At 32.9% G+C, this 23,127-nt stretch carries 20 protein-coding genes; 8 read left to right on the top strand and 12 right to left on the bottom strand.

Going from position 1 to position 23,127, the window contains the following annotated elements; translation table 11 throughout:
• Positions 1-213: 213 nt before the first annotated feature.
• Complete coding sequence (locus tag AB3G34_RS15400) at positions 214-753, bottom strand: hypothetical protein (protein ID WP_367756557.1); 540 nt, start codon at positions 751-753, stop codon at positions 214-216.
• A gap of 71 nt (positions 754-824) precedes the next feature.
• Positions 825-2,399, bottom strand: coding sequence for a T9SS type A sorting domain-containing protein (locus AB3G34_RS15395; protein ID WP_367756555.1), 1,575 nt, complete (start codon positions 2,397-2,399; stop codon positions 825-827).
• 708 nt (positions 2,400-3,107) lie between these two features.
• Here AB3G34_RS15395 and rbfA point away from each other — a divergent pair.
• Both rbfA and AB3G34_RS15385 read left to right on the top strand, forming a co-directional pair.
• Positions 3,108-3,500, top strand: coding sequence for a 30S ribosome-binding factor RbfA (rbfA, locus tag AB3G34_RS15390; RefSeq protein WP_367756553.1), 393 nt, complete (start codon positions 3,108-3,110; stop codon positions 3,498-3,500).
• 3 nt (positions 3,501-3,503) lie between these two features.
• Positions 3,504-4,703: an ABC transporter permease gene (locus tag AB3G34_RS15385; protein ID WP_367756551.1), complete on the top strand. Its 1,200-nt coding sequence runs from the start codon at positions 3,504-3,506 to the stop codon at positions 4,701-4,703.
• A gap of 94 nt (positions 4,704-4,797) precedes the next feature.
• Here AB3G34_RS15385 and dusB read toward each other — a convergent pair whose 3' ends face one another.
• Positions 4,798-5,790, bottom strand: a complete 993-nt coding sequence (gene dusB / locus AB3G34_RS15380) for a tRNA dihydrouridine synthase DusB (protein WP_367756549.1) — start codon at positions 5,788-5,790, stop codon at positions 4,798-4,800.
• A 268-nt stretch (positions 5,791-6,058) separates the two neighbouring features.
• Here dusB and lepA point away from each other — a divergent pair, with 268 nt between their 5' ends.
• Positions 6,059-7,855: a translation elongation factor 4 gene (lepA, locus tag AB3G34_RS15375; RefSeq protein ID WP_367756547.1), complete on the top strand. Its 1,797-nt coding sequence runs from the start codon at positions 6,059-6,061 to the stop codon at positions 7,853-7,855.
• 78 nt (positions 7,856-7,933) lie between these two features.
• On the opposite strand, the gene AB3G34_RS15370 is transcribed toward lepA, so the two are convergent.
• Positions 7,934-8,866: a 1-phosphofructokinase family hexose kinase gene (locus AB3G34_RS15370; protein ID WP_369752946.1), complete on the bottom strand. Its 933-nt coding sequence runs from the start codon at positions 8,864-8,866 to the stop codon at positions 7,934-7,936.
• Between the two features lie 133 nt (positions 8,867-8,999).
• Between AB3G34_RS15370 and thiL the strand changes: the two genes are divergently transcribed.
• Positions 9,000-10,046: a thiamine-phosphate kinase gene (thiL, locus tag AB3G34_RS15365; protein ID WP_367756543.1), complete on the top strand. Its 1,047-nt coding sequence runs from the start codon at positions 9,000-9,002 to the stop codon at positions 10,044-10,046.
• A gap of 48 nt (positions 10,047-10,094) precedes the next feature.
• Here the strand turns inward: thiL and AB3G34_RS15360 are convergent, their stop codons facing one another.
• From AB3G34_RS15360 to AB3G34_RS15340, 5 genes are all read right to left on the bottom strand, one after another.
• The gene (locus AB3G34_RS15360) at positions 10,095-10,787 is read right to left on the bottom strand and encodes a response regulator (protein WP_367756541.1); all 693 of its coding nucleotides are present in this window, start codon (positions 10,785-10,787) and stop codon (positions 10,095-10,097) included.
• A 2-nt stretch (positions 10,788-10,789) separates the two neighbouring features.
• Positions 10,790-12,841, bottom strand: coding sequence for an ATP-binding protein (locus tag AB3G34_RS15355; protein ID WP_369752945.1), 2,052 nt, complete (start codon positions 12,839-12,841; stop codon positions 10,790-10,792).
• A 106-nt stretch (positions 12,842-12,947) separates the two neighbouring features.
• Positions 12,948-13,247: a 3-oxoacyl-ACP reductase gene (locus tag AB3G34_RS15350; protein WP_369752944.1), complete on the bottom strand. Its 300-nt coding sequence runs from the start codon at positions 13,245-13,247 to the stop codon at positions 12,948-12,950.
• A gap of 177 nt (positions 13,248-13,424) precedes the next feature.
• Positions 13,425-14,240, bottom strand: a complete 816-nt coding sequence (locus AB3G34_RS15345) for a LytR/AlgR family response regulator transcription factor (RefSeq protein ID WP_367756535.1) — start codon at positions 14,238-14,240, stop codon at positions 13,425-13,427.
• A 361-nt stretch (positions 14,241-14,601) separates the two neighbouring features.
• Positions 14,602-16,143 (bottom strand): glycine--tRNA ligase, encoded by a 1,542-nt coding sequence (locus AB3G34_RS15340; RefSeq protein WP_369752943.1) that lies wholly within the window; start codon positions 16,141-16,143, stop codon positions 14,602-14,604.
• A 97-nt stretch (positions 16,144-16,240) separates the two neighbouring features.
• Between AB3G34_RS15340 and AB3G34_RS15335 the strand changes: the two genes are divergently transcribed.
• From AB3G34_RS15335 to AB3G34_RS15320, 4 genes are all read left to right on the top strand, one after another.
• Positions 16,241-16,924, top strand: coding sequence for a ComF family protein (locus AB3G34_RS15335; RefSeq protein WP_369752942.1), 684 nt, complete (start codon positions 16,241-16,243; stop codon positions 16,922-16,924).
• Positions 16,925-17,113: 189 nt separating this feature from the next.
• Complete coding sequence (locus tag AB3G34_RS15330; RefSeq protein WP_369752941.1) at positions 17,114-17,722, top strand: superoxide dismutase; 609 nt, start codon at positions 17,114-17,116, stop codon at positions 17,720-17,722.
• Positions 17,723-17,883: 161 nt separating this feature from the next.
• Entirely contained in the window at positions 17,884-18,246 is a 363-nt protein-coding gene (locus AB3G34_RS15325; RefSeq protein WP_367753414.1) for a transposase, read from the top strand.
• Between the two features lie 46 nt (positions 18,247-18,292).
• Positions 18,293-19,213: a transposase gene (locus AB3G34_RS15320; protein WP_369754110.1), complete on the top strand. Its 921-nt coding sequence runs from the start codon at positions 18,293-18,295 to the stop codon at positions 19,211-19,213.
• Positions 19,214-19,538: 325 nt separating this feature from the next.
• On the opposite strand, the gene AB3G34_RS15315 is transcribed toward AB3G34_RS15320, so the two are convergent.
• From AB3G34_RS15315 to rnhA, 3 genes are all read right to left on the bottom strand, one after another.
• On the bottom strand, positions 19,539-21,437 hold the full coding sequence (locus AB3G34_RS15315) for an amidophosphoribosyltransferase (protein WP_367756527.1): 1,899 nt from the start codon (positions 21,435-21,437) through the stop codon (positions 19,539-19,541).
• Between the two features lie 198 nt (positions 21,438-21,635).
• Complete coding sequence (locus AB3G34_RS15310) at positions 21,636-22,559, bottom strand: PfkB family carbohydrate kinase (protein ID WP_367756525.1); 924 nt, start codon at positions 22,557-22,559, stop codon at positions 21,636-21,638.
• A gap of 75 nt (positions 22,560-22,634) precedes the next feature.
• A complete protein-coding gene (gene rnhA, locus AB3G34_RS15305; RefSeq protein WP_367773007.1) occupies positions 22,635-23,120 on the bottom strand; it encodes a ribonuclease HI in 486 nt (161 codons plus the stop codon).
• Positions 23,121-23,127 lie beyond the last annotated feature (7 nt).

Raw genomic sequence — 23,127 nt, 5'->3', positions numbered from 1 at the left:
TTAAAAAACAAAAAAACTTAAACTTTTAATCATTTTTACTGATTTGTAATCGGTTTCGTTTAACCCAGTTTTTATTGTTGGTGCTGCGCGCATAAATAACACGTAGCTGTTGCCAAATGCTTTTGTGGTTATTTATTAGGATGATAATTTTATCTTTTTATTGCATAGCTTATTCCAAATAATAAAAATTTATGTTTTACGTTTTTAATTATTTCATTCTTTCTCTAAATGTATTTGAAAACCAACATTTAAATATATGGATCGATTTTCAATGTTTGGATTAAGTTTTTGAGTTGAATAATTTAATGCAACTTCAATACCAACACTACTATTCACAAAGAAAACAGTCCCCGCTTTAATTAAAAATGTATCTGATTTAAAATTGCTACGATGTAATCTTACAATTTCATAACGTACTTCCGAAAAAATATTTATTTGCTTTTCTTTTCCTAAAAAGTAATATCTAATAAATGGGGATATATTATTTGAACTTATGGAGTGGTCACCTCCTTTCGGAAAAATATAACTGAATTGGCCAGCCGCGCCGATAGCTAGTTTATCAATGAAAAAATATCCAATATTTGGTGCAATTCCTAAAGAAGTTGAAGATTCAGTAGTACTTCCACCAATTGTTGATTTAGAGCTTGACAATCCTGCAGTACCCCCCATCATCCAGTTTCCTTTGTTTATTTGAGCATTTGAAGCAACTGCAACTAATAAAGTTGCGATGAATAAAATTTTATTGATTTTCATTTTTTTGTTGATTTAAGTTATTGTAAAAAAAAACAATTGCATTGCCTGTAGACAATGCAATTGAAGTTATTTTATTTGTTTAAAATGATTTTCCCTGTAAAAATGTTAGTATCTGTAATCACTTTGAGAACGTAAATACCTGATTTTAATTTTTGTGAAAGTTCAATTTGTAATTCAGTTTGATTGTCAAATTTTGCTTCTTGCACTAAAATCCCATTTATATCAAATATTTGATAATTACCCGAATAGTTATCAGGCAGCATAGCATTGATATTGCCGTTTGTTGGGTTCGGGGTTATAAGTAAGGTAGCAGCCAAAATCTCAGTAGATTCAACTTTAACACTTGTTACTGACTTGCCTTTTGAGGATAATTTGGCACTAGGAGTACAAGGAGCAGGAGGATAAACAGTAAACGTTTTACTGCTTGACAAACCAGTACACAGATTTTTATTAGATACAGTAACCGTTGTAGGTCTGCCATTTCTATAATGCAATTCATCCCCTGGGCCCCAAAGAAATTCAGGAGAAACAGTAGTTATTCCATTGTTAAAGCCATTTGTGCTTACAAATGACAAATCGAATATTTCCGCAGTACATATTGAACCACCATTTGAAGATGTTACAGTAAAATAACCCTGAGGAGTTGGAGCAGTTGTGCTGTCTAAAATTTTAAATAAAATTGAAGGAGTTGTTGCTATACAACCACCAATAAAAGAAACTTCGGCATAAATATTTATTGAACTCCCTGTTGCAATCGCACTAGTAGGGGTTATAGTTGGTGTTAATGTATTTTGACCAGAGATAGTACAATTTGGAGCCACCCAATTAATGCTTGAAATTCCGCATTGAGTAGGAATAATCATTTGCAACCCACCACTTCCTTTGCATATATAATCATAGGGTGGAGTGGTACTATAATTTGGAGTAAATGAGGCTGTTCTATTTGTTTTTGGGATTGTATTGGATTTTGATTTTTGATACATAATACTTCCATTACTTCTCGAAACAACACAATCTACTGTAACAAGAGCTTGTAATGGATCTGGGCTAACTGTAATTGTCGGAGAACCTTGACCTGAAATTATAGTAGCCCCTGAAATTAACCAAACAAATTTATTGGCAGTTCCATAATTTGAAGCTTGTATAGAAACATTGTTTGAACAGCAACCCAAAATCGTCGGAGAAGAAATTGTTGGTGCAAAAATTCGATTAATATTTACGGTGTAGGTCAAAGGATGAATTCTACTTCCAGTAGGATAAGTATTGCCTAAAGCATCAACTGCATAATAACTAACATTTGCAACAATAGAAATGTTGGAGGTCAAAGAATTTGAATTATCTTCCCATCGAATTGGGAAATTTATACTTTGTGATTGGCCAATACTGTAAGTGTTTAAAGATTGTGAGTTATTACTATACGAGCCATATCCAGAATTATTCATATTAGAACTTCCGTCATTAATAAACCAAGAGGTTAATTTATATGAGCTACTACCAGCAGGATAATCGGATGATTTAGGCATAAAAGTAAAACTAAATTGATTATTCAAACCTACTTCGACACTCGATGGTGCGTTTACTGTTATTTGTGACCAAGTAAAATTAGTGAATATTACACTAAAACATAAAAAGATAATTTTTTTCATTTCATTGATTTTTGGACTGCCTACTATCTTTTTGGGCATCTGTTCGGCTAATTTTCCCCGCTACAATTTACCGTTATCGAATGTTAGAATACTAACCGTTCCTTACATTTCTTGAATAAATCAAAGGTTTTCAAGTCTTTTTTCAGGTAACGTTTCTCAAAGGTATCTAATAACTCTAATCCTCTCACAAATCTACCATAGAAAAAATCGATTACTTTACGGTTTTCCTCATTTGGGCAAATAAATTTACGATGAGCAGATACAAAACAAATTTTGACTTGTCGTAAATGATAATTAAAATTTGGAAAAATCAAAACAAATACAAGTTGGCAAACGCAATTTTGAGAAAAGTAATAGGTCTAGATTAGAAGCTGGCAGAGCAAATGCAACTCTTTCTACCTTGTGAATAATGTCAAAAGCCTTGAAAATAAATACAATCGAATTATTCAAGTTTAACGATTAATAGTGCTTTTGAAACTCGTAAATTTTCATTCAAAAACCTAAATTTATTTTCTTCCCAAATCCCCTAGGCCCTGATAGAAGTGGAAATCCTTTTATAAAGCTGGAAGCCTTTTGAATGCTTTCAGCTTTATAAAAGATTGCAAAGAACAGCAGGAAATAGCTCCTACAAACACAACTATTTTTAGGTTACTTTTAAAATTTGTCCCGAAACTTCGGGATAAAACTTAAAAGTAGTATTTTTGCAGCATGGAAACAAATAGACAGAAAAAAATAGGTGGGGTTATCCAAAAAGATTTGGTTGATATTCTCCAAGGTGAAGTGAGAAAAAACGGAGTAGCTAATTTAATCATTTCGGTATCCAAGGTTACGGTAACTACAGATTTATCAGTAGCTACAGTGCATTTAAGCGTTTTCCCTCAGGACAAAGCCAAAGAAATCTTAGAGGCGGTTAAGTCCAATGCTAAAAACATAAAACATGATTTATCGCAACGAGTTCGTTTGCAATTAAGAAAAGTTCCCAATTTGGTTTTCTTTATTGACGACTCTTTAGACTACATTGAAAAAATTGACAATGCGTTAGCCAATAGAGATAATCCTATAGAAAATAGAGATCTTTTGGACAAACGCAGATTCCAATAAAATTTGAATTTTCCCCTTTACATAGCCAAACGCTACATTCTTAGCAATAGTAAAAATAATGCTATCAATATCATCAATCGAATTGCCAGCATGGGAATTATTGTTGGCGCAATGGCTTTGTTTGTGGTTTTGTCCGTTTTTAGTGGGCTGAAAGTTTTTAGCCTTTCGTTTACCAATGATATTGATCCCGATTTAAAAATAAGTAGCACTTTAGGGAAATCATTTTTTGTTACTCCAGAACAAGAAAACCAAATCAAAAAAATAGAAGGCGTTGTTTCTTATTCTAAAATAATAGAAGAGCGCGTTTTGTTTGTTTTTGATGACAAGCAAGAAGTAACCTATTTGAAAGGCGTCGACCAAAACTTTAGTAAAGTCAACGACATCAAAAAAACACTTTACAATGGGCAATGGATTGAGCCTAATACAAATCAAGTAGTGGTAGGTTATGGCATTGCTCAAAAATTTTCGATGGGCTTGCTTGATTATAACAAAACCCTAGAAGTTCTAGTTCCAAAACCTGGAAAAGGAACAATTGAAAATGCGGAACAAGCTTTTAACAAAAGTGAAGTTTTCCCTATTGGCATTTACGCTATCAGCGAAGATCTAGATTCTAAATATGTTTTTTCTGATTTAGGTCTAGCCCAAGAATTATTGGAATACAAAAACAATCAGATTTCTGGCATAGAAATTAAAGAAAAAACTGGAGCCGATGAAAATGCGATTATAGACAAACTACAATCTATTTTCAACAATAAAATAACTGTAAAGAATCGAGCACAACTCAATGAATCCTTATATAAAATGTTGAACACTGAGAATATCGCAGTATATTTAATATTTACTTTAGTAATAGTGGTAGCTCTTTTCAACCTCATTGGTGCATTGATTATGATGATTCTAGACAAAAAAGGAAATTTGAAAACCCTTTTTAATTTAGGAACTGAAATAAAAGATTTGAGAAAAATATTTTTACTTCAAGGTACTTTATTGAGCGTTTTTGGCGGAATAATCGGATTAGTTTTAGGAATAATTATCGTTTTACTGCAACAACACTTCCAACTCGTTATGATTACTCCTACACTGGCTTATCCTGTCATTTTCTCTCTTGAAAATGTGTTAATTGTGATGGGGACAATAGTTACGCTTGGCTTTATTGCTTCATTGATTGCTAGTAGCCGAGTAAGTAAAAAGTTATTGGATTAAGATTTCAGATGTAAATAAAAAAATTCCACTAATTTACACAAATTGATTTGTATAAATTAGTGGAATTCGTGTTTAACTATTTTATCAAAAATTTCTACACCACTTCATAACCAGCATATGCTTGCTCTATGTTATTTAAAATAGCAAACAATTCGGCAGGATTATCTTGTGTAACTAATTGTTGTTTGAAGGGTTTAAAAGAGTGAATTCCTTTAAAGTAATTAGTATAATGAGGACGGGTTTCAACAATTCCCAATCGCTCTCCTTTCCATTCCATTGCCCAGGTTAAGTGATTGCGCACGGCTTCTACTCTATCAGCAACTGTAGGTTTAGCTAAATGCTCCCCTGTTTTGAAGTAATGTTTGATTTCGTTGAAAATCCAAGGATACCCAATCGCGGCACGACCAATCATAATTCCGTCGATACCGTATTCATTTTTATATTGCAATGCTTTTTCTGGACTGTCGATATCTCCGTTACCAAAAATAGGCATGGTGATTCTAGGGTTGTTTTTTACTCGGGCGATGTGCGACCAGTCCGAATGGCCTTTATACATTTGGGCACGAGTTCTAGCGTGAATACTCAAAGCAGCAACACCAATATCTTGCAAACGCTCTGCCACCTCATCTATATTAATCGAATTGTCATCCCAACCCAAACGCGTTTTTACCGTTACTGGTAAATGAGTACTGTCAATAACGGCTTTCGTCAAGCGTATCATCAAATCCACATCTTTTAAGACTCCGGCACCTGCACCTTTACAAACCACTTTCTTAACTGGACAACCATAATTGATATCAATTAGATCTGGATTTACAGTTGAAACAATTTTAGAAGACAAAGCCATCGCTTCCTCATCACCTCCAAAAATCTGGATTCCAACGGGGCGTTCGTAGTCGAAGATGTCTAATTTCATTCGGCTTTTGATTGCGTCACGAATTAAACCTTCAGAAGAAATAAACTCAGAGTACATCAAATCGGCACCATGCATTTTACACAACCTACGATAAGGTGGGTCACTCACGTCCTCCATAGGAGCGAGAAGTAAAGGGAAATCTGGTAATTCTATGTTGCCAATCTTAATCATCTTCGTTTAATTTTGTGCAAAATTACAACATTTAGATGAATCGCAGAAAGTAGTTATCGAAAAGACTTCTAACTTAACCTATTAGTTTACTAATTCTAGGCTTTGAAGCTATTGATTTTAGCGTATATTTGCAGATTAATTGTCGTTGTTCGACGCTTTTGCGTGAGGGGTAGCAGTGAAAATCCTTTTCCTTTTTTTTAAAGGAAAAGATTGAAACGAATAACCCGACCCTTGTGGTCACGCCCTAAAAAATTGACATAAATAGAAGATGAAACATATAAGGAATTTTTGCATTATTGCACATATTGATCACGGGAAAAGTACACTTGCTGACCGTTTACTTGGTGCTACACAAACAGTAACCGCTCGTCAAGAAAAAGCACAATTGCTTGACAACATGGACTTGGAACGCGAACGCGGGATTACCATAAAAAGTCACGCCATACAAATGGAGTATACCTACAAAGGACAAGAATACATCTTGAACTTGATTGATACTCCGGGACACGTCGATTTTTCTTATGAAGTTTCGAGATCAATCGCTGCTTGTGAAGGTGCGCTTTTGATTGTTGATGCTGCACAAAGTATTCAAGCACAAACGATTTCAAATTTATACTTAGCTTTAGAAAATGACTTGGAAATTATTCCAGTTTTAAATAAAGTGGATTTACCGAGTGCGAACCCAGAAGAGGTAAGTGACGATATTATTGATTTACTTGGATGTAAATTGGAAGATATTATTCATGCTTCGGGAAAAACAGGTTTTGGTGTCGAAAATATTTTGGCTGCAATTATTGAGAAAATTCCACCTCCATCAGGAAATGTTGACGAACCATTACAGGCATTGATTTTCGACTCTCATTACAATCCTTTTAGAGGTATTGAAGTTATTTTCCGTGTGAAAAATGGACAAATAAAGAAAGGTCAAAAAATTAAATTCATGGCTACTGGCAATGAATATTTTGCAGATGAAATTGGTACTTTAAAATTAAACCAGGTTCCAAAACAAGTGATTTCAGCTGGTGATGTTGGGTATTTAATTTCTGGAATTAAAGAAGCCAAAGAAGTAAAAGTAGGAGATACATTGACGGATGCGAAAAATCCAACAACAAATATAATTACAGGTTTTGAGGATGTAAAACCAATGGTTTTTGCTGGAATTTATCCTGTAGACACTGAGGATTATGAGGAGTTGAGAAACTCAATGGAGAAACTTCAGTTGAATGATGCTTCACTCGTATTTTTACCGGAAAGTTCAGCAGCATTAGGTTTTGGTTTCCGTTGTGGATTCTTAGGAATGTTACACATGGAAATTATCCAGGAACGTCTAGAACGTGAGTTTAACATGACAGTAATCACTACTGTTCCCAATGTTTCGTACCATGCGTTTACTAAGAAAGATCCAACAACTGTACTTATTGTAAACAATCCTTCCGACTTGCCTGAGCCTTCTCGCTTGGACCATGTTGAAGAGCCTTTTATCAAAGCTACAATCATTACTAAAGCGGATTATGTAGGTAACGTAATGAGTTTGTGTATTGAAAAACGCGGATTGATTACCAATCAAACGTATTTGACTACAGAAAGAGTAGAGTTGACATTTGATATGCCGTTAGCAGAGATAGTATTTGATTTTTACGACCGATTGAAAACGGTTTCTAAAGGATATGCTTCATTTGATTATACACCTATTGGAATGAGAACTTCCAACTTGGTTAAAGTAGATATTTTATTGAATGCTACTATTGTGGATGCTTTATCTTCCTTGATGCACGTTGATAATGCTTATTCTATTGGTAAAAAGATGTGTGAGAAATTGAAAGAATTGATTCCGCGTCAACAGTTTGACATTCCTGTTCAAGCGGCTATTGGAGTAAAAGTAATTTCGCGTGAAACCATTAAAGCTTTGCGTAAAGATGTAACTGCCAAATGTTATGGTGGAGATATTTCTCGTAAACGTAAGTTACTTGAAAAACAAAAGAAAGGTAAAAAACGTATGCGATTGGTAGGAAATGTTGAGATTCCGCAAGAAGCGTTTATGGCTGTATTGAAATTGAATGATTAAAAATTATTTTAAATTCTGAATTTTAAATTATAAATGAACCCTGATGATGTAAAAATTATCAGGTTTTTTTATAGAGCTTTATTTATCCTGCAACCACACGAACAATCGTTTCGCATCTTCTAATTTAAACAGCTGTGTTCCTTCGTTCATAGTTGCTGCTGAACCGCAAGCTACTCCCCAACGAATTACTTCTTTCAAGCTTTTATTTTGAGACAATGCCCAAACCATTCCTCCTACCATACTGTCTCCAGCACCAACAGTACTTTTCTTAGCAACATTAGGAGCGGGAACATATTCATACACATCTTTAGTAACTAAAACTGCACCCTGAGGACCAAGAGAAACCACAACAATTTCGGCACCGCCTTTAGCAATGATTTTTTTGGCAGCTTCGTTTACTTCTTCCATTTCCAGGCGTTCGACACCAATTAGTTTTGCTAATTCACCCACATTGGGTTTAATTAAATAAGCACCAGTTTCTAATACTTTTTCTAAAGCTTCGCCAGCCGTATCAACTATAATTTTTGAATTTGATTTTTTGGCAATTTCTGCTATTTTTTGATAAAAATCAACAGGTAACCCCTCCCTTAAACTTCCACTTAAAACGAGAAATTTAAATTCAAGTCCTTCTACAACTTGGATAATTTCATTTTTTTCAATTTCCGTAACTGCAGTTCCAGGAAAATTAAAACGGTATTGCGAATTGGTATTATCATCAACAGCAACAAAACTTTCTCTTGTCCAATTTTTAGTTTCAATAGCTCGAAACGAAATTGACTCTTTATTTAGAATTTCTTTAATAATTTCGCCTGACGGACCGCCAGAAGCCATTACCGCTAAAGAGCTCCCTTCTAAACGAAATATCGCTTTAGAAACGTTTATTCCCCCTCCACCTGCATCATAAAGGGGTGCTTCACATCTTATTTTTTGTTCAGGAACTAATCCCGAAAAATGAGCGCTTTTATCCAAAGCGGGGTTTACTGTTAGTGTAATTATATCAAATGATTTCATTGTAAACTTTTTTTAATTATTCTTAAAGATGCGAAAAAAAAATTATATTCATAAAGTCAATTCTAAAATCTCTTCTACTTTATCTCATTAAAGGGTTACAACTTTGTACCTTTGCTTCTTTAAAATAAAGATAATGATTGAAGATAAAAACCCGCAACGTACTAGTATAGCTCAATTAGGAGAATTTGGATTGATAGACCATTTGACAAAAAACTTCGAAATAATCCAACCTTCCACTCTAAAAGGAATTGGTGATGATGCCGCTGTTCTTGATTTCAAGGATAAAAAAGTTGTGGTTTCTACCGATTTATTAATAGAAGGCGTACATTTTGATTTGGCTTACATGCCTTTGAAACACTTAGGGTACAAAGCAGTTGTAGTAAATATATCAGATATCTGTGCAATGAACGCTAAAGCAACTCAAATTACGGTTTCTGTTGCCGTTTCAAATCGTTTTCCACTAGAAGCATTAGAAGAATTATTTGAAGGAATTACTCATGCTGCCAATGAATACAAAGTAGATGTAATAGGCGGCGACACAACCTCTTCTCAAAAAGGATTAATTATAAGCATAACTGCTATTGGCGAAGCCAATGAAGATGAAATTGTTTATAGAAATGGAGCAAAACAAAGCGATTTACTAGTTGTGTCTGGTGATATTGGAGCTGCGTACATGGGACTACAAGTTTTAGAGAGAGAGAAACAAGTTTTTCAAGTAAATCCTAATTCACAACCAGATCTAGATTCTTATACTTATATAATTGAGCGTCAATTAAAACCGGAAGCCCGTAAAGACATTAGAACTTTATTACATGCTTTAGAAATAAAACCTACTTCAATGATTGATATCTCTGATGGGTTATCATCAGAAATTATGCATTTATGTAAACAATCTAAAGTGGGTTGTAATTTATATGAAGATAAACTTCCTCTTGATCCACAGTTCATCAGTGTTTGTGAAGAATTCAATATTGACAGCACCACAGTTGCCATAAATGGTGGTGAGGATTATGAATTGCTTTTCACTATTGCGATGGAAGATTTTGATAAAATAAAAGCAAATCCAAATTTCTCTATTATTGGACACATGGTTCAAGAAAGTGAAGGAATCCATTTAGTGACAAGAGCAAATACTCGAATTCCTCTAAAGGCAAGAGGTTGGGATGCTATAAAAGAATAAAAAAAGCGACATCATTAGGTGTCGCTTTTTTTTATGTAATTTCCAATATTAAAATAACAAACCGATTTTTCTAGCTTCCCGAACCAATTCGATATCACTTCCATCAGTTACTTTTAATAATTCCTTGAGATTTAATTTTCGCGCTTCAATTGCGTTTAACGAAATTGGAATGTATTGAGGAATGTCTTTTGCTTTAGTTCCCTTTGACAAATGGAAAAGAATTTGCTTATCAAATAAATCTATTTCGATGTCATTTTCATGCGATTCTAACATCTCTAAAACAGATTTACTGTAATAAAATTCATTTTTGATCACTTTATCAAAAGCAAATAAAAGTTCATCAAAGGTTAAATCATTTTTAATTACTAACCCATTTGGATTTATATTACTTATGATTGTTTTAATTTTTAGAAACTCAGTAAACATAGTCAACAAAATTATTTTACAATTTGGCATGTTCTCTAAAATCAATTTTGCCAAATCCTCACCCGAATAAAGATTTTGTTCTTCATACGAAGGCATACTGATATCTAAAAAAGCGATATCAAAAATAGCCGATTCAGGATTAGTAATAACATGATAAGCTGACTCACAATCTTTTGCCTCTGTTATAAAAAACTCATAATTATCAGCATCATACCTAGTTATAGCATTTTTATATCCCTGTATAATGAACGGATGATCGTCAACTATTAATATGTTTTTTTTTACTTTTAGCATTAAAGTAGATTCGATTGTCATTTCTATGATGGTATTTGTATTTGTTCTAATGGAACTATAACAGTAATAATTGCGCCTTCTCCTTTTTTGGATTTTACATTAAATATCCCATTACATTCTTTAGTTCGAGATAACATATTTTGCATTCCAATTCCCTTTTTTTTAACTCTGGCATTAAATCCAATGCCATCATCTGTTACCGTTAATACTAAATTATCGCCTTGTTTTCTCAGCTCAATATTAATATTTTCAGCGTTGGCATATTTATTAATATTTTGAAGTGATTCCTGAATGATTCTATATAAATTGATTTTTACAGCATTTACTAATAATTCCCATTTAATGTTTCTATCAATATTAGAAATCAATCTGGGCTTAAAAGTATTACGCTGTTTTTCAAATAAATTATCAACAATTGCTACGAAGTTATTAATTAATTCCGATTTTTCTCTATTTAAGTCATGAGAAATTTCACGAATATCCTGCTCAATATTTTTTAATTCCGATAAATAACTAATTCTTTGTTCAATAGCCATATCATCATTAAACCTATTTAGACCATCTAAATTCATTCGCACCCCAAACATTCTCCCTAAAACCCCATCATGTAATTCTTGAGCAACGCGTTTTTTCTCTTTTACCCTGTTGGTCTCAATCGTATTTTGCTGCGAGATCATTAAGTTATAAATATCCTCATTTGCTTTTTGTTGCTGTTGTTTGTACAACAATTCTCTATTCTTGGTTTTTTGCGCTTTGATGATATATAAAAACAATCCTAAAATGGTGAAGAAACTAAAAACATAAACTAAATTCCTGTTTTGATCCGCTAAACTACTGTTTTCATCTTTTATCTTGTCTGTTTCATATTCAATACGAGAAAATTTATCTCCCATACTTCGTTCTGCTTTTTGTAAATTTTCGTTGACATGGATATATTCTTTAGTATAAAGTGAAGCCTTTTCAGGTTCAATCAAAGCTATTTGCTTAAGAGCGACTAAAATATCTCTTGAGATATTAGTACTTTGAGCGAGTGACAAAGCTTCTTTGGAATATTGCAACGCTTTTATTTTATCATTTTTAGAAGCAAAAAATTCAGCTAAGTGAATTTTATTGATAAATATCCCAGCTGTTAATTGAAGGCTATCTCTAATTTTCAAAGATTGATAAAATAAATCTGGAAGCCCATCATTTTCTCCCATTTTAAATTTAGAATAGGCTAAATTATCCAATAGCATAGTGTAGACATATGGCTTTTGTAATTTTAAATTGGGCTGACTTAATCCTTTTTGAAAGTAGTTTTTTGCAAGAAAGTATTTTTGTGAACTAAGATACAGAAAACCAATATTGTTATAGGAAGTTGCTCTTGCTTGAAATACTTTAGGTATTATTTCATCATCACTAATTAACAAAGCTTTATTATGATAAGCGATTGCGTTATCATATTCACTTAGTTCACCATATATAATGCCTAAAAGATTATAAGCATCATATAGAATATTATTTGCTTGCTTTACTCCTTTGATAATCCGCAACACATTAAAAACAGATTTTTCTGAACCTAAAAAATCACCCGCCTTATATTGCAAATTTGCTTTATTTATGAGTATTTTTCCCAAATTAAAATTATCGCCCAGTTTCTCATACATTTTTTCCGCTTTATAATAAAACTGAAATGAACTGTCTAGTATAGCTTGTGACTCATAATAATCTCCCAAATAAGTATAACCTTTTATAACATTTAGAGTGTCATTAGCCTTTTCAGATTTTTCTAAAACCAAATGAACTGTTTTATTAAATTCACTCCATTTATTAATATTATAATAGCGATTGGCTACTCTAAACATATTAACTCTGTTCAAAGAGTCATCATCCTGACTTACAACAATTTCAAATGATTTTTTAGTATACAACAGCCTTTTCTCTTTAGACAAACTAAAATCATTTGCTAAGGAAAAATAAGTGGATAGACTGTCCTCAGATGAAGTAACAAGGGTATTATTTGTTTTTTCTTTAGTACAACTAAAGAAAACAAATAAAAGAAAAAATAATATATATATGAAGAATTTATTTTTCAATAGTTACAAATGAATTTTACCAAAAATAGTAAAATAAAACTATTGACATAAAAAAAAGGCTGCCAAATAAATTGACAGCCTAAATTATATTTAAAAAAAATAATTTTTAGTCTACTTTTACATTCCCTCCTGTTGCAGTACCTCCAATGATGTCCACTTTCACGTTTCCTCCAGTTGCTGTTCCTCCAATAATGTCAACTTTTACATTTCCACCTGTTGCAGTTCCTCCGATGATATCTACTTTTACATTTCCTCCTGTCGCAGTTCCTCCTATAATATCCACTTTTACATTTCCTCCTGTCGCAGTTCCTCCAATAATATTTACATTATTTGTTTCTGGTGTAGTAAATGATGTTAATACCATTACTAAAGAGAATAAAGCGATTGTTAAGATTGATTTTTTCATAATTTGGGGATTTTATGTTTTTAAAATTGTTTACTTGTTTAATGACCTACATATCAGCAGTATCACGGTGTAAAAATACACAGGACATCCCATTTTTTCTTACAAAAAAGGATCTCAATGGTAGAACACTATCGTCTGATAGTGAATGATAGTCAAATTAGGGTGAATGACTATTTTTTAAATTTCAAGGTAATTCCCGTTAGAAATTTCAGAGATAATAAGGTCAATATTCACCTTATATGTTTTAGAAAACGGAAGTTTTGTAGTCGTGTTTTTAATGTAACACAATGAATTACCCGTATGGATTCTTGAAATGAAGTGACTGTTAACAATATAACTGTTATGGATTCTTGTAAAAGGATAGGTTAATACGCCTTCAAAATGTTTTAATGTTTTGAAAGCGGTGACCATCTCTCCGTTATTTAAGTGTATATCAGTAGAGTTATTATCCGCTTGTAAATAACAAATATCTCTAGCATCAATATACCTGTAATCACCATAAGACTTAATACACAATACGAGAGGTTCTTCCTTACTAGTCGATTCATGCTGAACAAAAACGGTTGGTCGCTCTTCAGTAGAAACTGTTGGCTTCAAAATTTGAACTTCAGCTTCAGTATTTGATTTGTTTAATTTTAAAATAAATTTTACAAAATCAATACGTGCTAAAGGTTTTAAAAGGTAATCCGTTACCTCATATTGTATCGCTTCATAAGCTAAGTCTTTTTTAGAAGTGGTAACAATAATTTTGGGAACCACTTTTAAATACCTATGCAACTCATTAATAAGCGATAAGGATAAATTACTTTTTTTATTAGTTGGGTCAATTTCTAGAAAAACTAAGTCTGGCGTATTTTCTAATATAAGATTCAAACCATCTTCATAATTATGGGCTGTAGCTACAAAAGCAAGCTCCGAAAAACTATCAGCCATGGCTTTTGTTTTCAAAACACTTTCTTGATTGTCGTCAATAATAATGTACGAATAGTTCATCTATAGCTTTTCCTAAATTATAGGCATAGTAACACACACTCTATAGTAGAGAATACATCATAAACAATAGCTTGATTATAGTAGTTTTGGGAAACTATATTAAATAAAATTATCGATTTTTACTTCAGAAATTGTTATTTAACATTTTAAAAATACATGTTTACAGCATTTTAACTCTCTAATGTTAACATATTTTAAATAAATGTTAATACATTTTGATGAACTGCAAATAAATCCGATAAAGAGCATATTCAGTAGAATTGAAAGAAAACAAACAATGGCTTTTTTTACTTTTTATTTATAGCGCATAAAAAAAGCTTCCCAATAGGAAAGCTTTTTTTATGCGCTGTAATTAGTGTCACTATATCTTCATTAACCAGTTTTTCATCGAAACTTCATTTTCAATGATTTCTTTCAGATCCGATATTTTAACACGATCTTGTTTCATTGTATCTCTATGACGAATCGTTACCGTTTGGTCTTCGATGGTCTGATGGTCTACTGTAATACAAAATGGCGTACCTAATGCATCTTGTCTTCTATAACGACGACCTACTGCATCTTTTTCATCATAAGCTACTTGGAAATCCCATTTCAAATCATCAATGATTTTATGCGCAATTTCTGGCAAACCATCTTTTTTAACTAATGGCAAAACCGCTGCTTTTGTTGGCGCTAAAACAGATGGTAATTTTAAGACTGTTCTAGTTGACCCATCTTCTAAAACCTCTTCTTTTAATGAGGTTGCAAAAACAGCCAAAAACATTCTATCCAATCCCACCGAGGTTTCCACCACATAAGGGACATAGTTTTTATTTAATTCAGCATCAAAATACTGTAATTTTCTACCAGAGAATTTTTCGTGTGCTTTTAAATCAAAGTCGGTACGCGAATGAATTCCTTCTAATTCTTTGAAACCAAAAGGGAAATTAAATTCGATATCAGCCGCTGCATTTGCATAATGAGCTAATTTTTCATGATCATGAAAACGATAATTTTCTTTTCCTAAACCTAAAGACAAATGCCATTTTAAACGCGCATCTTTCCAAAACTCATAATGCTGCATTTCGTCTCCAGGGCGCACAAAGAATTGCATTTCCATTTGTTCAAATTCACGCATGCGGAAAATAAATTGTCTAGCAACAATTTCATTTCTAAATGCCTTACCTGTTTGCGCAATACCAAAAGGAACTTTCATTCTTCCAGATTTTTGCACATTTAAGAAATTCACAAAAATACCTTGAGCCGTTTCTGGACGTAAATACAAGTCCATCGCAGTATCTGCTGATGCGCCTAATTTAGTACCAAACATCAAATTAAACTGACGCACTTCGGTCCAATTGCGAGAACCTGATTCTGGACATGCAATTTCTAATTCTTCGATTAAAGCTTTTACATCCTCTAAGTCTTCATTTCCTAAAGAGCGTCCCAATCGTTCCAGAATTTCTCTCTCTTTAGTTTTGTATTCAACAACTCTCGGATTTGTACTTACAAATTCTTCTTCATTGAATGCATCACCAAAACGTACTTTTGCTTTTTCGATTTCTTTAATTGCTTTTACATTCAGCTTTTCAGCATAATCTTCAATTAAAACATCAGCTCTATATCTTCTTTTTGAATCTTTATTATCAATTAATGGGTCATTAAAAGCGTCCACGTGTCCTGATGCTTTCCATGTCGTTGGATGCATTAATATTGACGCATCTAATCCCACAATATTATCATTCATCTGAACCATTGATTTCCACCAATATTCACGTATGTTCTTTTTTAATTCCACTCCGTTTTGTGCATAATCATAAACTGCACTTAAACCATCGTATATTTCGCTAGACGGAAAAATAAATCCGTATTCTTTTGCATGCGAAATTACATTCTTAAATATATCTTCTTGTTTTGCCATAGTAATGCAAAAATATAAAAAGTCAACTTAAAAAAAAGAAAATTGATGAAGATTGAAGCATTGATTTTCATATTTTTATAAATAAATTACTATTTGTATGTTCAAAAACATTATAAACCTATTCTTTCCTAAGGCGTGTGCTGGTTGTGATTCTTTATTAGTTGCCAATGAAAATACAATTTGTACCCTTTGTAGACATCATATCCCTTTAACAAACCATCATTTGAACCCCGAAAACGAAGCTTTTAAAAAATTCTATGGTAGAATTCCGATTGAATATGCGTCAGCTCATCTCTATTTTCATAAAAAAGGAATCGTACAAGAAGTAATTCATAAATTAAAATATAAGGGACAAGAAGAAATAGGTACTGTATTAGGGAATTGGTATGCCGATGATTTAAAAAAGATAACTATCCTACAAACTGCAGATATAATTATTCCAGTTCCGTTACATAAAAAAAAGCTTCGTGAAAGAGGCTATAATCAAGTCACCACTTTTGGGCTAGCACTATCTAACGAAATAAATATAGCGTATAATGACTCCATTTTAATTCGAAAAGTCTATTCCAAAACGCAATCCAAGAAAAATCTTTTAGGTCGAACAGAAGGAATTGAATCTGTATTTGATGTATCAACTATAGAAAAATATCATAACAAGCATTTTATACTAATAGATGATGTTATAACAACTGGAGCAACACTTGAAGCATGTTCACGAGCATTACTGAAAATTCCTGGTGCAAAAATCAGTATTATTTGCATAGCAATGGCACAATCTTAAAAACGAATCAAATACCCAACTAATGTATTTAAATAATATCCGTTTTCTTAGGAAAAATAAACACAAAAAAAACACATATCTTCTTGGTAATAGATTTTTTTAATGAAATTATAACTAAATAGAATTTCCAATTCCAAAGTTAAATGTTTAAATTTGAATAAATTTTATAAATCATTAAACAAATATATCATGGCTTTTGAATTACCTCAGTTACCTTATGCATACGATGCATTAGAACCTAATATTGATGCACGTACTATGGAAATCCACCATTCAAAGCATCATAACGCTTATACTACCAACCTAAATACTGCTATAGCAGGTACAGATATGGAAGGCAAAACAATCGATAACATTCTAATTAATCTTGATATGAAAAACGCTGCTGTACGTAATAACGGTGGAGGATTTTATAATCATAACTTGTTCTGGACTGTAATGTCACCAAATGGCGGTGGACTTCCAACAGGAGATTTACTTGCTGCAATTGAAGCTGCTTTTGGATCTTTTGAGGAATTTAAAGCTAAATTCAGCAAAGTAGGCGCAACACAATTTGGTTCAGGATGGGCTTGGTTATGTGTTCATAAAGGTGGAAAACTTGATGTTTGCGGAACTCCTAATCAAGACAATCCTTTAATGCCTGGAATTGGTTGTGGAGGAACACCAATTTTAGGAATGGATGTCTGGGAACATGCTTATTATTTGCATTACCAAAACAGAAGACCTGATTATATTGAAGCTTTCTTCAATGTTATCAATTGGACTGAAGTTTCAAGAAGATATGCTTCTGAAAAATAGTTTTTTCACAAGAACATAAAATAAAAAATATCGAGAATAGACAAATGACTAGAAAGTTGTTTGTCTATTTTTTTTGCTCTAAACCCACTTTTTTCGGATCAAGTCTAAATGTTGTGGGGAAATATTAAATTAAGATATTTGTATTTATAAATTTAATACAAATGCAAGATTCTTTTGTTGAACTTCTCAAGTTATTGTTACCAGAAATTATAGTTGATTATTTTGAACTTACTTCATATAAAAAAGGGGAAGAAATTCTTCATCTTTATTTAAAAGAGATTAATTCGATTCCAAAAGAATATCGTCAAAACAAATTAAGTTCAAAAGGATTCTTTGATGAGATAACTGTTCAAGATTTTCCAATCCGTGGACATCAAGTTTATCTACATATCACCCGCAGAAGATGGCTTAACGAAGATAGTGGACAAGTTGTATTTAGGGATTGGAATTTAGTAGCAGACGGAACTCGGGTAACACAGGAGTTCGCGTCTTTTTTAAAAGAAATCAATAGATTCCAAGCCTAATGATTGCAATGCTATTGCTTCTTTCTACGGTGTAAGCGGTAAGAATCTGCAACATCATTACAAAGATTTCTTAAGTGATTTTAAAATCTGGAATCAAAAACCACACGCAAAAGAATGGCTTATTTTTCCTGAAAACATTGGAAAAAGACTGTCATTGGACGAAACCTCACTATCCAACGGTGAGCTCTATACAATTCTAACTAATAAAGCAGCAAAAGGTAGAAAAGGAACCATCGTTGCAATGGTTGCTGGAACTAAAGCTGAAACAGTAATCGCTATCATTGAAAAGATACCTCTTAAACAACGAAATCTAGTCACAGAGATAACCCTAGATATGGCAGGAAATATGGGGTTAATTGCCAAGAAATGTTTTCCTAATGCAACTCGTGTCATCGATAGATTCCACGTTCAAAAATTGGCCACAGAGGCCTTACAAGAAATCAGAATCAAATACCGTTGGCAAGCAATAGATCAGGAAAATGAAGCTATAGAAAAAGCCAAGGAAAACAAGAAAAAGTTCGAATCTGTAGTGTTGACTAACGGGGATACACTTAAACAATTACTAGCCAGAAGTCGCTATTTCTTATACAAGAATAAATCAAAATGGTCTGAAAATCAATTACAACGTGCCCATTTATTATTTGAATTATATCCTGATATCAAAGAGGCTTACAATCTATCTCAAGGATTACGCAACATTTTTGAAAGTACAGCCGATAAAATAATCGGTTTTGCTAGACTTGCAAAATGGCATGAAAAGGTAAGTCAATCTGGGTTTAAGTCTTTCAATACAATATCTCGAACCATAATCAATCATTATCAAAACATATTGAACTATTTTGATTATCGAAGCACAAATGCATCAGCTGAATCTTTCAACGCCAAAATAAAAGCGTTTAGATCTCAATTTAGAGGTGTTAGGAACATTGAGTTTTTCCTTTTTAGACTAACAAATATTTATGCTTAATTTTTGTTGCTCCACAGGTTTTGGGATTGATCCCTTTTTTCTCGTTTTTGAAGAACTTTATTCCAATAAAAAAGACGAACAAACTAATTAGCTTACTCGTCTTTATTATATGTCCGATTCTCTTTCTTCTTTTTTCTATTTTTCTTTTCAGAAACTTTAATCCAATAAAAAAGGTGGAATTCCTTCCACCTTTTTTGCCCCAAATCTACCATAAACTTAACCTACTAATGTTATGGTGATTCAAATTTATACTAGTTGCTTCATCAATCCAAATATTTAAGACAAACAACTCATAAAACCGATAAATTACCTGTTTTAACAATTCTTAATATGCTCTTGCATCTTTTCCTTCGTAAAAATTCATAAATGCCCTATTTACTACTCTATTCCCTCCAGGAGTTGGATAATCCCCTGTAAAATACCAATCCCCTAAATTTTTAGGACATGCTATATGTAAATCTTCAACTGTTTGAAAAATAATTTTAACTTCAGCTTTGATTTCAGGAGAGCTTAACATCTCTGAAATTTTATCTGAAACTTCTTGTGGCTGAAAAGGTGCATAAATCTCAGTTACATAATTCACAACCTCAGTGTCTACAAAGTTTTCTTGCGCTTTACATTTAGCATATACTTCATCAACAATATGATATAAGTTTCTTTCTTTCAATAACTCCAAAGTTGCTTTAAAGGCAACTAATCCTTCTAATTTAGCCATGTCAATTCCATAACAATCAGGAAAACGAATCTGAGGTGCCGATGAAACTACAACAATCCTCTTTGGATTTAAACGATCCATCATTTTTATGATACTCATTTTCAATGTAGTTCCCCTTACAATACTGTCATCAATAATAACTAAATTATCAGTTGGCTTAATAACACCATAAGTAACATCATATACATGTGCCACTAAATCATCACGACTACTATCTTCAGTGATAAAAGTTCTAAGTTTTGCATCCTTAATAGCTACTTTTTCTGTGCGGATTTTTACTTTAAGAAGCTCTTGTAAAGTCTCTTTAGTTAGTATATTTCTATTTTCTAAAATAAAATTATTCTTACGTTGATTCAAGAAATCCTGAGCCGCTTCCACTAAACCATAGAACGAAGTCTCGGCCGTATTTGGAATATAGGAGAAAACTGTGTTGTCAGTATCTTCATCAATAGCTTCAAGAACAGCAGGCAATATCAATCTCCCTAAGTTTTTTCTTTCTTGATATATTTCGGCATCACTTCCTCTAGAAAAATAAATTCTTTCAAATGAGCATGCTTTTTTTACTGTTGGAACTAGAATTTCTTCCATTGTAACAGTACCGTTTTTCTTGATTATTAATGCATTTCCAGGCTCAATTTCTTGCACTTTTTCGAAAGGAACATTAAAAACAGTTTGTATAACCGGTCTTTCAGAAGCGACAACAACAACTTCGTCATCTTGATAAAAATAAGCTGGACGAATTCCTGCTGGGTCTCTAAACACAAATGAGTCACCATGTCCTAAAAGTCCTGCCATAGCATATCCTCCATCTAAGTTTTTAGAGGAACGTCTTAAAATTTTAGCGATATCTAGTCGCTCTGCAATTACAGGTGACGCCTCTCTTTTTGACAAACCTTCTTCTTTACAATCTTGATACAATTGCATCACTTCCTTATCTAGAAAATGACCAATTTTTTCCATAATTGTAACCGTATCCGCCATTTCTTTTGGATGTTGCCCTAATTCAACTAAGTTCTCAAAAAGCTCCTTAACATTAGTCATGTTAAAATTCCCAGCCAAAATAAGATTTCGATGCATCCAATTACTTTGACGTAAAAAAGGATGTACACTTTCAATACTGTTTTTTCCAAAAGTTCCATAACGAACATGTCCTAAAAACAATTCCCCCAAATAGGGAATGTTTTCTTTTTGAAGCGCTACGTTATCAGCATATTCAGGATGAGAAGACATCTCCTCATTTATTCTATCATTTATTTGAGCAAAGACGTCTTGGATTGGTTGCGCATTATTGGATCGTACGCGGCTAATGTAACGCTCCCCTGGATTAACATCCATTTTTATGCTTGCAAAACCAGCACCATCTTGACCTCGATTGTGCTGCTTTTCCATAAGGAGATACATTTTTTGTATTCCGTAAAAAGCAGTACCATATTTTTCTTTGTAAAATTCAAGCGGTTTAAGTAGTCTAACTAAGGCTATTCCACATTCGTGTTGTAAAGCATCGCTCATTGTGTAGTTGTTTGTTGTGTTTATTTTTATACTATTAAACTCACTTTCGTAATCTTTAATATTTTATGTTTTGAAATTACAAGATTCCGACTTTTTTTGTTCTCCGTCTCTTAACCTAGCTTAAGAAAAACTTCTTTTAACTGGATAATCCTTACTTTTTATTTTGAACAAAAAAACCCCGTTTCCGAGGTTTGAATGTTATAATTCTATATCAAATTGTGTTAACGATTTAAATTGTTTCAATCTTGAAATCACTTCATTTTTATCTAAATCAACCATTCGCTCTGTACCAAATTTCTCCACACAGAAAGAAGCTAAATTAGATCCATAGATAATGGCATTTTTCATATTCTCAAAAGATACATTTTCACTTTGAGTAATAAACCCTGCAAATCCACCTGCAAATGTATCCCCTGCTCCTGTAGGGTCAAATACTTCTTCTAATGGCAAGGCGGGCGCAAAGAAAACTTGTTTATCATGAAATAATAATGCACCATGCTCCCCTTTTTTAATTACAACATACTTTGGTCCCATTGCTTGAATTTTGGCTGCAGCCTTAACTAAAGAATATTCTCCAGAAAGTTGTCTTGCTTCTTCATCATTAATCGTAATCACATCAACGCGTTTTATCACATCAAGCAATTCAGGTAATGCACAATCCATCCAAAAATTCATTGTATCTAAAACAACTAACTTAGGCTTGGTTTCCATTTGGTCCAAAACACTACTTTGTACTAACGGATGTAAATTTCCAAGCATTACTACATCAGCATTTTTATAATTTTCAGGTACTTTGGGTTGAAAATCAGCCAATACATTTAACTGCGTATCTAAAGTATCTCTAGAATTCAAATCGTTATGGTAGCGCCCACTCCAAAAGAATGTCTTACCTCCCTTAACTACTTCAAGACCAGAAATATCAATATTTCTTTCGGTCAATAAATCTAAATATTCTTGTGGAAAATCATCCCCAACCACAGAAACTATGGCAGATTGTAAATTAAAAAAAGCAGCCGATAGACCAATATAAGTTCCAGCTCCACCTAAAATTTTATCTGTTTTACCAAAAGGAGTTTCAATAGCGTCGAAAGCAACAGTTCCAACAATCAATAATTTGTTCATTTTATGAATTTCGAATTAAGGCGCAAAGATAGTTTATAAGTTTCAGAGTTGCAAAGGTTGAAACTCGCAAAATTTTCATAAAACTTTACCTTCTTCTTTCTCATAAAAAGTATCAACCGAAACCTCTTTTTGCACGGAAGCCATAACAGCAAGTTCATCACATCTTTCATTCTGAGGATGATTATTATGCCCTTTAATCCACTTAAAATCAACCTGGTGTTTTCTATAGATAATTAGGAGCCGTTTCCATAAATCGGAGTTTTTTCTGTCAACGAATTTCTTTTTCTCCCAGCCAAACACCCATTTTTTAACAACAGAATCTACTACATATTTCGAATCCGACACCACTAACACTTTTGTATTGGGATTTTTCAATTTTTCTAATCCTACAATTACCGCCAATAGCTCCATTCTATTATTAGTAGTTCGTCTAAAACCTTCGTAAAATTCTTTTCTATACGTCTTACCCTCCACAACGCTTTCCATGACTACACCGTAGCCTCCTTTTCCAGGGTTTCCTTTTGCAGCACCATCAGTATATATATGTACTTCGTAGTCCATTTATTGA

It is taken from the genome of Flavobacterium sp. WC2409, assembly GCF_041200085.1.
Taxonomy (GTDB): domain Bacteria; phylum Bacteroidota; class Bacteroidia; order Flavobacteriales; family Flavobacteriaceae; genus Flavobacterium.
The sequence above is the reverse complement of the archived record's forward strand: the minus strand, read 5'-3'. Positions and strand labels throughout refer to the sequence as shown.

Excerpts from the sequence above, each read along its gene's own strand:
- AB3G34_RS15400 (WP_367756557.1), bottom strand. The coding sequence starts at position 753 with ATGAAAATCAATAAAATTTTATTCATCGCAACTTTATTAGTTGCAGTT.
- dusB (WP_367756549.1), bottom strand. The coding sequence starts at position 5,790 with ATGATTAAGATTGGCAACATAGAATTACCAGATTTCCCTTTACTTCTC.
- AB3G34_RS15325 (WP_367753414.1), top strand. The coding sequence starts at position 17,884 with ATGCAAGATTCTTTTGTTGAACTTCTCAAGTTATTGTTACCAGAAATT.
- rbfA (WP_367756553.1), top strand. The coding sequence starts at position 3,108 with ATGGAAACAAATAGACAGAAAAAAATAGGTGGGGTTATCCAAAAAGAT.
- AB3G34_RS15395 (WP_367756555.1), bottom strand. The coding sequence starts at position 2,399 with ATGAAAAAAATTATCTTTTTATGTTTTAGTGTAATATTCACTAATTTT.
- lepA (WP_367756547.1), top strand. The coding sequence starts at position 6,059 with ATGAAACATATAAGGAATTTTTGCATTATTGCACATATTGATCACGGG.
- rnhA (WP_367773007.1), bottom strand. The coding sequence starts at position 23,120 with ATGGACTACGAAGTACATATATATACTGATGGTGCTGCAAAAGGAAAC.
- thiL (WP_367756543.1), top strand. The coding sequence starts at position 9,000 with ATGATTGAAGATAAAAACCCGCAACGTACTAGTATAGCTCAATTAGGA.
- AB3G34_RS15315 (WP_367756527.1), bottom strand. The coding sequence starts at position 21,437 with ATGAGCGATGCTTTACAACACGAATGTGGAATAGCCTTAGTTAGACTA.
- AB3G34_RS15310 (WP_367756525.1), bottom strand. The coding sequence starts at position 22,559 with ATGAACAAATTATTGATTGTTGGAACTGTTGCTTTCGACGCTATTGAA.
- AB3G34_RS15360 (WP_367756541.1), bottom strand. The coding sequence starts at position 10,787 with ATGACAATCGAATCTACTTTAATGCTAAAAGTAAAAAAAAACATATTA.
- AB3G34_RS15345 (WP_367756535.1), bottom strand. The coding sequence starts at position 14,240 with ATGAACTATTCGTACATTATTATTGACGACAATCAAGAAAGTGTTTTG.
- AB3G34_RS15330 (WP_369752941.1), top strand. The coding sequence starts at position 17,114 with ATGGCTTTTGAATTACCTCAGTTACCTTATGCATACGATGCATTAGAA.
- AB3G34_RS15350 (WP_369752944.1), bottom strand. The coding sequence starts at position 13,247 with ATGAAAAAATCAATCTTAACAATCGCTTTATTCTCTTTAGTAATGGTA.
- AB3G34_RS15340 (WP_369752943.1), bottom strand. The coding sequence starts at position 16,143 with ATGGCAAAACAAGAAGATATATTTAAGAATGTAATTTCGCATGCAAAA.
- AB3G34_RS15335 (WP_369752942.1), top strand. The coding sequence starts at position 16,241 with ATGTTCAAAAACATTATAAACCTATTCTTTCCTAAGGCGTGTGCTGGT.
- AB3G34_RS15370 (WP_369752946.1), bottom strand. The coding sequence starts at position 8,866 with ATGAAATCATTTGATATAATTACACTAACAGTAAACCCCGCTTTGGAT.